The organism is Streptomyces murinus, assembly GCF_002154555.1.
Lineage (GTDB): Bacteria > Actinomycetota > Actinomycetes > Streptomycetales > Streptomycetaceae > Streptomyces > Streptomyces murinus.
Genome location: NZ_MUNF01000285.1, coordinates 1 through 9,964, shown reverse-complemented (window position 1 = coordinate 9,964; position 9,964 = coordinate 1). Strand labels below are relative to the sequence as shown.

Annotated in this window: 13 protein-coding genes; 9 read left to right on the top strand and 4 right to left on the bottom strand. The window is 72.8% G+C overall.

The features are described from left to right. The 3 genes from CCN72_RS18280 to CCN72_RS18270 form a co-directional block, all read left to right on the top strand. A partial coding sequence (locus CCN72_RS18280; protein ID WP_208638035.1) for an HtaA domain-containing protein occupies nucleotides 1–823 on the top strand: 823 nt, incomplete at its 5' end. Between the two features lie 542 nt (nucleotides 824–1,365). Further along, nucleotides 1,366–1,866: a hypothetical protein gene (locus tag CCN72_RS40610; RefSeq protein WP_244174307.1), complete on the top strand. Its 501-nt coding sequence runs from the start codon at nucleotides 1,366–1,368 to the stop codon at nucleotides 1,864–1,866. Continuing rightward, complete coding sequence (locus CCN72_RS18270) at nucleotides 1,859–2,503, top strand: PhzF family phenazine biosynthesis protein (protein ID WP_085564445.1); 645 nt, start codon at nucleotides 1,859–1,861, stop codon at nucleotides 2,501–2,503. Before CCN72_RS40610 ends, CCN72_RS18270 begins: the two co-directional genes overlap by 8 nt. Nucleotides 2,504–2,529: 26 nt before the next feature. Here the strand turns inward: CCN72_RS18270 and CCN72_RS18265 are convergent, their stop codons facing one another. Next, the gene (locus CCN72_RS18265) at nucleotides 2,530–3,177 is read right to left on the bottom strand and encodes a biliverdin-producing heme oxygenase (protein ID WP_086808446.1); all 648 of its coding nucleotides are present in this window, start codon (nucleotides 3,175–3,177) and stop codon (nucleotides 2,530–2,532) included. Nucleotides 3,178–3,331: 154 nt separating this feature from the next. After that, nucleotides 3,332–4,189: a type I methionyl aminopeptidase gene (gene map, locus CCN72_RS18260; protein ID WP_037656308.1), complete on the bottom strand. Its 858-nt coding sequence runs from the start codon at nucleotides 4,187–4,189 to the stop codon at nucleotides 3,332–3,334. 62 nt (nucleotides 4,190–4,251) lie between these two features. Here map and CCN72_RS18255 point away from each other — a divergent pair, with 62 nt between their 5' ends. After that, on the top strand, nucleotides 4,252–4,491 hold the full coding sequence (locus CCN72_RS18255) for a hypothetical protein (protein ID WP_085564443.1): 240 nt from the start codon (nucleotides 4,252–4,254) through the stop codon (nucleotides 4,489–4,491). Here the strand turns inward: CCN72_RS18255 and CCN72_RS18250 are convergent, their stop codons facing one another. Then, entirely contained in the window at nucleotides 4,492–5,823 is a 1,332-nt protein-coding gene (locus CCN72_RS18250; RefSeq protein ID WP_086808445.1) for an MFS transporter, read from the bottom strand. 26 nt (nucleotides 5,824–5,849) lie between these two features. Between CCN72_RS18250 and CCN72_RS18245 the strand changes: the two genes are divergently transcribed. The 3 genes from CCN72_RS18245 to CCN72_RS18235 all read left to right on the top strand — a co-directional run bounded on the left by CCN72_RS18245 (nucleotide 5,850) and on the right by CCN72_RS18235 (nucleotide 7,352). Further along, a complete protein-coding gene (locus tag CCN72_RS18245) occupies nucleotides 5,850–6,275 on the top strand; it encodes a hypothetical protein (protein ID WP_086808444.1) in 426 nt (141 codons plus the stop codon). Between the two features lie 64 nt (nucleotides 6,276–6,339). Next, a complete protein-coding gene (npdG, locus tag CCN72_RS18240; RefSeq protein WP_086808443.1) occupies nucleotides 6,340–7,044 on the top strand; it encodes an NADPH-dependent F420 reductase in 705 nt (234 codons plus the stop codon). 101 nt (nucleotides 7,045–7,145) lie between these two features. After that, on the top strand, nucleotides 7,146–7,352 hold the full coding sequence (locus CCN72_RS18235; protein WP_374205237.1) for a hypothetical protein: 207 nt from the start codon (nucleotides 7,146–7,148) through the stop codon (nucleotides 7,350–7,352). On the opposite strand, the gene CCN72_RS18230 is transcribed toward CCN72_RS18235, so the two are convergent. Further along, nucleotides 7,342–8,148, bottom strand: a complete 807-nt coding sequence (locus CCN72_RS18230; protein WP_086808441.1) for a site-2 protease family protein — start codon at nucleotides 8,146–8,148, stop codon at nucleotides 7,342–7,344. The genes CCN72_RS18235 and CCN72_RS18230 overlap by 11 nt on opposite strands. A 285-nt stretch (nucleotides 8,149–8,433) precedes the next feature. Between CCN72_RS18230 and CCN72_RS39020 the strand changes: the two genes are divergently transcribed. Both CCN72_RS39020 and CCN72_RS40605 read left to right on the top strand, forming a co-directional pair. After that, a complete protein-coding gene (locus CCN72_RS39020) occupies nucleotides 8,434–8,571 on the top strand; it encodes a hypothetical protein (RefSeq protein WP_158101366.1) in 138 nt (45 codons plus the stop codon). Nucleotides 8,572–8,606: 35 nt separating this feature from the next. Further along, a partial coding sequence (locus tag CCN72_RS40605; protein ID WP_244174304.1) for an AfsR/SARP family transcriptional regulator occupies nucleotides 8,607–9,964 on the top strand: 1,358 nt, incomplete at its 3' end.

The following is a 9,964-nucleotide window of genomic DNA, read 5'->3' as shown; positions in this document are numbered from 1 at the left end:
CAGCCGAGCGTGCCGTCGGCTCCCGCCAAGGGCGCCAGCCGACGGCACGCTCGGCTGGGGCGTCAAGGAGACCTTCCGCACCTACGTCGTCAGCGGCCCGGCCCAGGGGAAGATCACCACCTCGGGCGGTGCCAAGCAGGCGTCCGGCAACGGCGCGTTCACCTTCCCGGGCGCCACCGGCAGCTACGACACCAAGGCCGGCACCCTCTCCGCCGCCTTCAAGGGCGCGGTGAACTTCAAGGGCCATGAGAGCAACGGCACATATGGCCTCGATCTCACCCTCAGCGATCTGCACGCCAGCCTGAACCACGGCACCGGCACCCTGACCGCCGATGTCACCAGCCTCGGCAAGAAGTCCGAGGACGTGGTGCTGGCCGACCTGAAGGCCAAGTCCACCGGCCTCACCGCGAAGAACGACGTCATCACGGTGAACGGCGTCACCGCGACGCTCACCGACGCGGGTGCCAAGGCGTTCAGCGGCTACTACACCAAGGGCACCGCGCTCGACCCGGTCGCCCTGTCCGTGGCCCTGACCGACGACGCCGACCTGCCCTCCGGCGACGGCGGCACGGGCACGGCCGGGGGCACCGGCGGCTCCGGTACGGCGGGTGGCGCGGGCACGGCGGGCGGCTCCGGCACCACCGGCGGCGATGTCACCGGATCCACCGTCGGTGGCGGTGGCGTGGCCGGCGGCAGCCTGGCCTCCACCGGCTCCGACGCCCCGGTCGGCGCCCTGGGCGCGGCGGCCGCGGTCGCCGTCGTGGCGGGCGCCGGTGTGGTGGTCGCGGTCCGCAGGCGGCGCACCGCGGGCGCCGAGGCGTAAGCAGCGAGGCACAAGAACCAAGGCGCAAGAACCTCGGCGCAAGAACCGAGGCACAAGGCCGACGGCCCGGTCCTGGACGCTCAGGACCGGGCCGTCTCGTACCCTCGGAACATCTCAAGGGCCCCGGAGTATCGGGGTGTTCCGCGGCGGGGGAGGGGAGCAGGTGTGGCGGCAGCGCGCAGGGAACCGCTGGGTCCGGGACGCCTGGTGCTGGACGTCACGGACCGCCCGGGCCCGCCGCCCCTGCGCTTCGAGACCGCCGCCGACGGCCGGCTGCTGCTGCGCCAGGGCGAACGGCCGCTGCTGCTCGGGCGTTCGGTCACCGGGAGCGCGCCCTGCTGTCCCGACCTCCACCTTCACCGCGCCGACGGCTACCGCTCCCCGCTGCCGCCTCCGACCGCCGCCCGGCTGCGCGCCCCGGCAACTGGCCGCACACATACGCCCGCCGGCTCCAGGAGGCCCCCGGCACCCCGCTCGCCGACGGCCGCTGGGAACTGGCCCTGCGCACCCGCTTCCAGCCCGGCATCTGGACCGAGGACCTGGTGCGCGAATGGCCCGGCGGCAGTCTCGGCCTCTACTGCGGCGGCGGCTGGCACGGCGTCGTACCGCTGCGGCGGCTGTCCGCGCCGGACGCGGCCCGGGTGAAGGCGTACCGCAAGCACGCCCGCGAGGGCACGCTCGCGCCCGTCCTGCTGTGGTGGGTGCCCTTCCTCGACGGCTGGCTGATCCTCGACGGCCATGACCGCGCGGTCGCCGCGCTCGCCGAGGGCGGCCCACCAAAGTGCGTGGTGCTCACCCGACTGTCGGAGGAGGCGCGGTGGCGCGAGGAGGCCGAGCAACTGGCCGAGGGCCACCGGCAGCGTGCGGCGCGGCTCACCGCTGTCCCCGCACATGGACGGAAGTCCATGGACCAGGGGTACGGCGACCTCCTGGCCGGGCTGCCCTACGAGCCCGCGGGACTCCCCACCTGGCCGCTGCCCGGTGGCGCCCGCGCCTGGGACGCGCTCGCGGCGCGCGCGGTGTTTCAATTCCCCGGTGACTGACTACGACGTACTGCGCGTCTTCTGCGCACCGCACGGCGGCTACGGCAATGAGCTGGGCGTCGTCCGTGACGGCTCCACGCTGCCCGAGCCCGCCGACCGGCAGGCGCTCGCCGCCAAACTCGGCTTCAGCGAGACCGTGTTCGTGGACGACCCCGAGCGCGGTGTGATCGACATCTACACGCCCTCCACCCGGCTGCGGTTCGCCGGATACCCGTGCGTCGGCGCCGCCTGGCTGCTGGACGTGCCCGAACTCGTGGTCCCGGCCGGGACGGTGGGCGCCCGGCAGGACGGCGAGTTCTGCTGGATCGAGGCCCGCCCGGAGTGGGCCGCGCCGCGCACCCTGCGCCAATATCCGACTGCCGCGGAGGTCGACGCGCTCCAAGTCCCCTCGCCCGGAGACTGGTTGTACGCGTGGGCCTGGGAGGACGAGGCGGCCGGGCGGGTCCGCGCCCGTGGATTCCCCGGCCGCGGCGACGGCATCGAGGAGGACGAGGCCACCGGCGCGGCGGCGCTCCAGCTCACCGGCCGCCTCGACCGCGCCCTCAACATCACCCAGGGCAAGGGCTCCCAACTCCTCACCGCACCGCAGCCGGCGGGCTGGGTGGAGCTGGGCGGCCGGGTGTTCCTGGAGCGCTGACCCCCGGCCGGGCACGCGCCGCGGGTTCAGGCCGAGAGCGGGAACTCCTCGCCCAGGGCCCGGAAGACGGCCGTGTTCAGGGCGAACGCCCGCTTGCACTCGGCCGTGACGCGCTGCTTCTCCAGGTCGTCCGCCCGTATCCCGTCCAGCAGTTCCCGGTACTCGCGCTTGAAGGCGGCCGGGTTGGAGATCTCCTCGAAGACGTAGAAGCGCACCCCGGCGCCCTTCTTGGTGAAGCCCCAGGTCTTCTCCGCCCGGTCGCGGATGATCTGACCGCCCGACAGGTCGCCCAGGTAGCGGGTGTAGTGGTGGGCGACGTAACCGCCGGGCCACTCCTCGGCGCACTCGCGCACCCGGTCGGCGTACGCCCGGGTCGCGGGCAGGGCGTCCAGGCCCGCCCGCCAGTCGGCGCCCCGCAGATGCGCCAGGTCCTGCTCCAGGGCGGCGAGACGCAGCAGTTCCGGCCGGATGAACGGACCGGCCACCGGGTCACCGGCCAGCCGCTCGGCCGCGCTCTCCAGTGCCTCGTAGACGAACCACAGCTGTTCGGTGTAGCGGGCGTAGGCGTCCACGCCGAGCCGGCCGCCGAGCAGATCGCTCATGAAGGTCGAGGTCTCCGCCTCCGTGTGCTGTTCGTGGGACGCGGTGCGGATGAGGCACGAGAAAGAGTCCATGAAGCACATCCTCTAAGGTAAGCCTTACCTAAGTCAATGGCTTTACCGACCTCATGTCGGCAACTTTCCCGACAGCATGTCGGTAAAATCGTACAAGAGAAAACCCGCCCTCGCAGGGGCGGGTTCTCCTCGGAGCGAGCGGTGGCCGGGGCGGTCAGGGCAGGGTCAGGATGTCCGCGCCGTCGTCCGTGACCACCAGGGTGTGCTCGAACTGCGCGGTGCGCCTGCGGTCCTTCGTCACGACCGTCCAGCCGTCCTCCCACATGTCGTACTCGTGGGTGCCCAGCGTCAGCATCGGCTCGATGGTGAAGGTCATGCCCGGCTGCATCACCGTGGTGGCGTGCGGGCTGTCGTAGTGCGGGATGATCAGCCCGGAGTGGAACGACGAGTTGATGCCGTGCCCGGTGAAGTCCCGCACCACGCCGTAGCCGAACCGCTTGGCGTACGACTCGATGACCCGGCCGATGATGTTGATCTGGCGGCCCGGCTTGACCGCCTTGATCGCCCGGCTGAGGGCCTCCCGGGTACGCTCCACCAGCAGCCGCGACTCCTCGTCCACGTCCCCGACCAGGTACGTGGCGTTGTTGTCGCCGTGCACCCCGCCGATGTACGCGGTCACGTCCAGGTTGACGATGTCGCCGTCCTGGAGGACCGTCGAGTCCGGGATGCCGTGGCAGATGACCTCGTTGACCGAGGTGCACAGGGACTTGGGGAAACCGCGGTAGCCGAGCGTGGACGGATAGGCGCCGTGGTCGCACATGTACTCATGGGCCACCTTGTCCAACTGGTCCGTGGTGACCCCGGGCGCGATGATCTTCGCGGCCTCCTCCATCGCCTGGGCGGCGATCCGCCCGGCGACCCGCATCGCCTCGACGGTCTCCGGGGTCTGCACCTCGGGCCCGGTGTACGGCGTCGGCGCGGGCTTGCCGACGTACTCGGGGCGACGGATGTTCCCCGGGACGGAGCGAATGGGGGACTGTTCCCCCGGTACGAGCAGCGACTGGCCAGACATGTCGGCGAGTCTATCCAGCGGGCATGGGGGAACATGTCGTTGGTCGGTGAGAGGAGCAGTCCATGGCCCTGTTCAAGAAGCGAACCGTGGGCAAGCCGGGTGAGTGGTACTACTGCCTGGAGCACAAGAAGGTCGAGGAGGGTCCTGACTGTCCGGGCAAGGACCGGTTCGGGCCGTACGCCTCCCCGCAAGAGGCCCAGCACGCGATGGAGTTGGCGGCCGAGCGGAATCTGGAGTGGGAGAACGATCCGCGGTGGCACGACGCCTCCAAGGCGGACTCCGGGGACGCCGAGGAGGACTGATCACGCCTTCGCGGGGGCGGCCTCGGCGCGGCGCTCCCGCATCCGTACCGCGTGCGCGTTCGTCCGCGCGTCGTACGCCATCAGGCCCGGCAGGCACAGCGCGAGCAGGCCCACCACGCCCGCGCAGGCCAGCCCGCCGCACGCGATGGACGTACGCAGCCCCGTCCACGCGGCGAGGCCGCCCGCGCGGACCTGGCCCAGCTGGGGCCCCACGGAGTAGGACAGCAGTTCGATCCCGGCGAGTCGGCCGCGCAGCTCGTCGGGGATCGTCTGGTTCCACATGGCGGACCGGAAGATGCCGCTGACCATGTCGAACCCGCCGGCGACGGTGAGCAGGAGCAGCACCAGCCAGACCTGGCGGGTCAGCCCCACCGCCGCGATCGACAGGCCCCAGCCGGCCGCCGCCAGCACCACCATCAGGCCGTGCCGGTGCACCCGCGAGGCCCAGCCGCTGGTCAGGCTCACCAGCAGGGCCCCCGCCGGGATGCTCGCGTACATCAGCCCGAGCGCCCAGTCAGCGTCCAGCGCGTCGGCGAGGAACGGCAGCACCGCGAGCGGCATCGCCAGGGACATCGCCGCGAGGTCCACGACATAGGTGCCGAGGAGTTCCTTGCGGCTCCACGCGTACCGGGCGCCCTCCGCGATCGCCCGCAGCGAGGGCTTCGCGGCCTCATGGGCGGCGGGGGAGGCCGCGATCCGCACGATGTACGCCAGCGAGACGGCGAAGGTCAGCACATCGACGGCGTACGCCCAGCCCAGGCCCGCGTACGCCACCACCACACCGGCGAGCGCCGGGCCCGCGACACCGCCCACGGTCCAGCGCAGCGAGTTCAGGGAGGCCGCGGCGGGTATGTCGTCATGCGCGACGATCCGCGGCCACAGCGAGTCCAGGGCCGGGCGCTGCACCGCGGCGAGCGCGGAGGAGAGCGCGGCGACGGCGTACAGCGGCCAGATCGCGGGGCCCGGGAGCAGGGCGTTGAGCAGCAGCAACGCACTGAGCAGCCCCTGCCCGGCCTCCGTCCACAGGATCAGGCCCCGCTTGTCCAACGCGTCGGCCAGCGCCCCGCCGTACAGCCCGCACACGATCAGCGGCAGCAGCTCCACCGCGCCGATCGCCCCGACGGCCGCGGTGGACTCCGTCAGGTCCTTCAACTGCACGGGCAGCGCGACCAGGGTCAGAAAACTGCCGAAGCCGCTGATCAGCCCCGACTTCCACAACCGCCGGAAGTCGACGGAGGCCCGCCAGGGCGCAAGATCGGGAAGCAGCGCGGAAGTCACCTGGGAATGCTCGGCCGTGGGGGGTGCGGGGGCAACTGCTTTTCCTGCGAGCATGAGCACCGCACGGAAGGCAGGGAAGCATGCGCGAAGTACCCACCAAAGAGATCCCGGCTCTGCTGCTGCGCATGATCCCGGAATCCGCCGAGCCCATCGCCGAGCTGTACGACCGGCCCGCCGAAAGAGCCGTGGTGACGGAGGGCGCGTGGACGCGGTTGTACCGGCTGCTGGCCGACTGCTTCACCACACCCGTGCTGATGCCGCAGCTGGAGAGCGGGCGCCCGGACGCGGAGCTGCTGACCCGGTGCTGGGACTTCGTGGAACGCGTCGTGGACCACTCCTCGGAACTCGTCGGCGGCGCCGTCCACTTCGAGGTGCTCGAACAGCTCCTGAACGCCGAGGGGCTGGTGGAGGCCGCCTGGCCCCGAATGAAGGACAGGACACGGGCGCGCACCCTGGAAATGCTGGACAGCTACGACGTCCGCCTGCGGGGCATCAACCGTCGCTAGGCCCGGGACCCGGTCTTGCAGGATGTCTGCCTGGTCGTCGGTCGTCCGGACGTAGAGTCGCCCCATGACCTCTACCGACAGCGCACAGAAGGCCCCCGCCAAGGATCCCTGGGATCTGCCCGATGTCTCCGGGTACGTCGTCGGCGTGCTCGGTGGTACCGGGCCGCAGGGCAAGGGGCTCGCCTACCGGCTCGCCAGGGCCGGGCAGAAGGTGATCATCGGGTCCCGGTCCGCCGACCGCGCCCGGGCCGCCGCGGACGAACTCGGCCATGGCGTCGAGGGCGCCGACAACGCCGAGGCCGCGCGCCGCAGCGACATCGTGATCGTCGCCGTACCGTGGGACGGGCACGGCGACACGCTGAAGTCGCTCGCCGCCGACCTGGCCGGCAAGCTCGTCGTGGACTGCGTCAACCCGCTCGGCTTCGACAAGAAGGGCGCCTACGCGCTCAAGCCCGAGGAGGGCAGCGCCGCCGAGCAGGCCGCCGCGCTGCTGCCGGACTCCCGGGTCGCCGCCGCCTTCCACCATCTGTCGGCCGTGCTGCTCCAGGACCCCGAGATCGAGCAGATCGACACCGACGTCATGGTGCTCGGCGAGGACCGCGCCGACGTGGAGATCGTGCAGGCGCTCGCTGGGCGCATCCCCGGTATGCGCGGCATCTTCGCGGGCCGGCTGCGCAACGCCCACCAGGTCGAGTCCCTGGTCGCCAACCTGATCTCGGTCAACCGCCGCTACAAGGCGCACGCGGGACTCCGACTCACCGACGTGTGAGCCGTTCTCCGGCGAGCCCGGGCCGACCTTCCTATGAGCCGGCCATCGCCATGGGGGACACTGTTCGCCGTAGCAGTGTCCCCCGACAGGAGCCACCCGTCATGCCCCGCATCGCCCTCTACACCCTCGTCGTCTGCGTCCTCTCGCTGGCCGCGGCCGTGGTCTCCTTCGTACAGGGCAGCTGGCTGGGGATCGTCTGGGTGCTGCTCGCGGGCCTGTCGTCCAACATGACCTGGTACTACGTCAGGCGCGCCCGCGCCGCCGAGCGGGACCGGGCCGCCCTTCAGGACGGGCCGGTCACGGGCTGACCGTGCACACCTCCGGCGTCCCGTTCCAGAAGCGGTAGAGCCAGTACCCGCAGTCCGAGTAGGCCGAGTCCACCCCGAGCCCGCGCAGGATGTCGTGGATCAGGCCGAAGAACGCGATGTTCAGCGACGGGATCCACAGCAGCGCGAACACGATCAGCAGCCCGAACATCGGGAACGCCTCCACCTGCCGCCTCACTCCGTACGGTAGCCACGGCTCCAGTACGCCGTACCCGTCCAGGCCCGGCACCGGCAGCAGGTTCAGCAGCGCCGCCGTCACCTGGAGCAGCGCGAGGAACGCCAGCGCGAAGCGGAACACCATCGGCACCCCGTCCAGCGCGTGCAGCCAGAACGGCGCCGTGCACACCACCGCGAACAGCGCGTTCGTCAGCGGGCCCGCCGCCGAGATCAGGCTCAGCCGCCCGCGGCCCCTGATCCGGCCCCGCTCGATGAACACCGCGCCGCCCGGCAGACCGATCCCGCCCATGATCACGAACAGCACCGGCAGCACGATGCTCAGCAGCGCGTGTGTGTACTTCAGCGGGTTCAGCGTGAGATAGCCCTTCGCGCCGATCGTGATGTCGCCGCTGTGCAGGGCGGTGCGCGCGTGCGCGTACTCGTGCAGGCACAGGGAGACGACCCAGGCGGCGGTCACGAACAGGAACACCGCGATGCCCGGCCGCTGCGCGTACCCGGTCCAGGTGGCCCAGCCGGCCACCGCCGCGACGGCCAGGATCCCGATGAACACCGGGCTGATCCTCCGGTCGCCGCCGGATCGTCGGGTGGTGGCGGTGGTCATGAGCGGCTCCTGTGCTGGGCGGAAGGGCTGAGCGGGCGGGCTGAGCGGGCGGGCGGATCGGCGCGCGGGACGACCCCGGCCGACACGCGGAAAACGTCTCGCAGGCGCCGTCCGGTTCCTGGAGAGTGGGTGAATGCCACGGAAGAGTGTGCCCACGCGGACCGGCGGCGGGGATGCCGCGGGGCGCCGTTCGCGGGGGACACCGGGCCGGAAACCGGGTCCGGGCCGGGCCCGGTCCCGCCTCCCGCGGGGTGCCGCCTGGAATCGCTCGCCCGGTCCGTGACAATGGAGTCCGCCCAAGGTTGCCCGAAGCGGTTCGAGGAGACCGGCCTCGGCGCCGCGGACGGCCCGCGCCGGATCCGTCGTACCGTGGGCGTCCTCGTCACCCTGGACCTCACCGGGAGCGCCCGCCGCGTCCGGTGACCACCCCCTGACCGCTTCCCGAGCCCCCGGAGACAATGGACCCCGTGCGCTATCGCCTTCTCGGCCCCACTCAGGCGCTCCGCCCCGACGGTACGGCCGTCCCGGTCGGCGGAGCGCGGCTGCGCGCGCTGCTCAGCGTGCTGGCGCTGCGGGCCGGACGGACCGTGCCCGTGGGCGTGCTGGTGGACGAGGTGTGGGGCGCGGACCCGCCCGCCGACGCCGCCGGCGCGCTTCAGGCGCTCGTGGGCCGGCTGCGGCGCGCGCTCGGCGCGGACGCCGTGGCCTCCGCCGACGGCGGGTACCGGCTCGCCGCCGCCGCCGACGACATCGACCTCACCCGCTTCGACCGGCTGACCGGCGACGGCCTCACCGCCCTCGCCGAGGGCGACCCCGCCAAGGCCGCCGGCCTGCTGGACGACGCCCTCGCGCTGTGGCACGGCCAGGCCCTCGCCGATCTGCCCGACCGCACCGCCGAGGCCGCCCGCTGGGAGACCCGGCGCCTGGACGCGCAGCGCGCCCGGCACACCGCGGCCCTCGCCCTCGGCCAGGCCGAGGGCGCCCTGCCCGAGCTGACCGCCCTGTGCGACGCCCACCCGCTGGACGAACCCCTCCAGGCGCTGCGGCTGCGCGCCCTGCGCGACCTCGGCCGCCCGGCCCAGGCCCTCGCCGGGTACGAGGACGTACGACGCCTCCTCGCCGACCGGCTGGGCTCCGACCCGGGCGCCGAACTGCGCGCGCTGCACGCGGAGTTGCTGGGCGCGGACGGCGGGTCCGGGCGGGACTCCGGGGCGGCGCGGGGCAGTCGGGGCCGGGGTGTCGGACCCGGCGACCGCGAGGGCGACGGCGGCGGCGACGGTGCGCGGGGCGGCGTGGGCTTCATTCCCGGCGGCCGGGGCGGCGATGTCGGTCGGGGTGTCCACCCCGACCGTCGTACCCCCGACGGCCGATCGCACGCGTCCCACGGGTCCTACGCGCCCGACGGGTCCTACGCGTCCCACGAGTCCTACGCGTCCGACCGACCCCACCTGTCCGACGGGTTCCACACGTCCGGCCATTCCCAGGCCACCGACCGATTCCAGACCGCCGACCGGTCCCACGCCCCCGACTGGCCCGCGCAGGGCAACCTCCCCGCCCGTCTCACCTCCTTCGTCGGCCGTGAAGCCGACCTTGCCGCCCTCGGCACCGACCTGGAGACCGCCCGTCTCGTCACCCTGCTCGGGCCCGGCGGCGCGGGCAAGACCCGGCTGTCCCAGGAAGCCGCCGCGACGATGGGGCACTGGGCCCGCGACGGGGTGTGGCTCGCCGAACTCGCGCCCGTGGACGACCCCGAGGCCGTGCCCCAGGCCGTACTCACCGCCATCGGCGCCCGCGAGACCGTGCTGCACGGCGCCGG

Excerpts from the sequence above, each read along its gene's own strand:
- CCN72_RS18265 (WP_086808446.1), bottom strand. The coding sequence starts at position 3,177 with ATGGACTCTTTCTCGTGCCTCATCCGCACCGCGTCCCACGAACAGCAC.
- map (WP_037656308.1), bottom strand. The coding sequence starts at position 4,189 with ATGTCTGGCCAGTCGCTGCTCGTACCGGGGGAACAGTCCCCCATTCGC.
- CCN72_RS18255 (WP_085564443.1), top strand. The coding sequence starts at position 4,252 with ATGGCCCTGTTCAAGAAGCGAACCGTGGGCAAGCCGGGTGAGTGGTAC.
- CCN72_RS18250 (WP_086808445.1), bottom strand. The coding sequence starts at position 5,823 with ATGCTCGCAGGAAAAGCAGTTGCCCCCGCACCCCCCACGGCCGAGCAT.
- CCN72_RS18245 (WP_086808444.1), top strand. The coding sequence starts at position 5,850 with ATGCGCGAAGTACCCACCAAAGAGATCCCGGCTCTGCTGCTGCGCATG.
- npdG (WP_086808443.1), top strand. The coding sequence starts at position 6,340 with ATGACCTCTACCGACAGCGCACAGAAGGCCCCCGCCAAGGATCCCTGG.
- CCN72_RS18235 (WP_374205237.1), top strand. The coding sequence starts at position 7,146 with ATGCCCCGCATCGCCCTCTACACCCTCGTCGTCTGCGTCCTCTCGCTG.
- CCN72_RS18230 (WP_086808441.1), bottom strand. The coding sequence starts at position 8,148 with ATGACCACCGCCACCACCCGACGATCCGGCGGCGACCGGAGGATCAGC.
- CCN72_RS39020 (WP_158101366.1), top strand. The coding sequence starts at position 8,434 with ATGGAGTCCGCCCAAGGTTGCCCGAAGCGGTTCGAGGAGACCGGCCTC.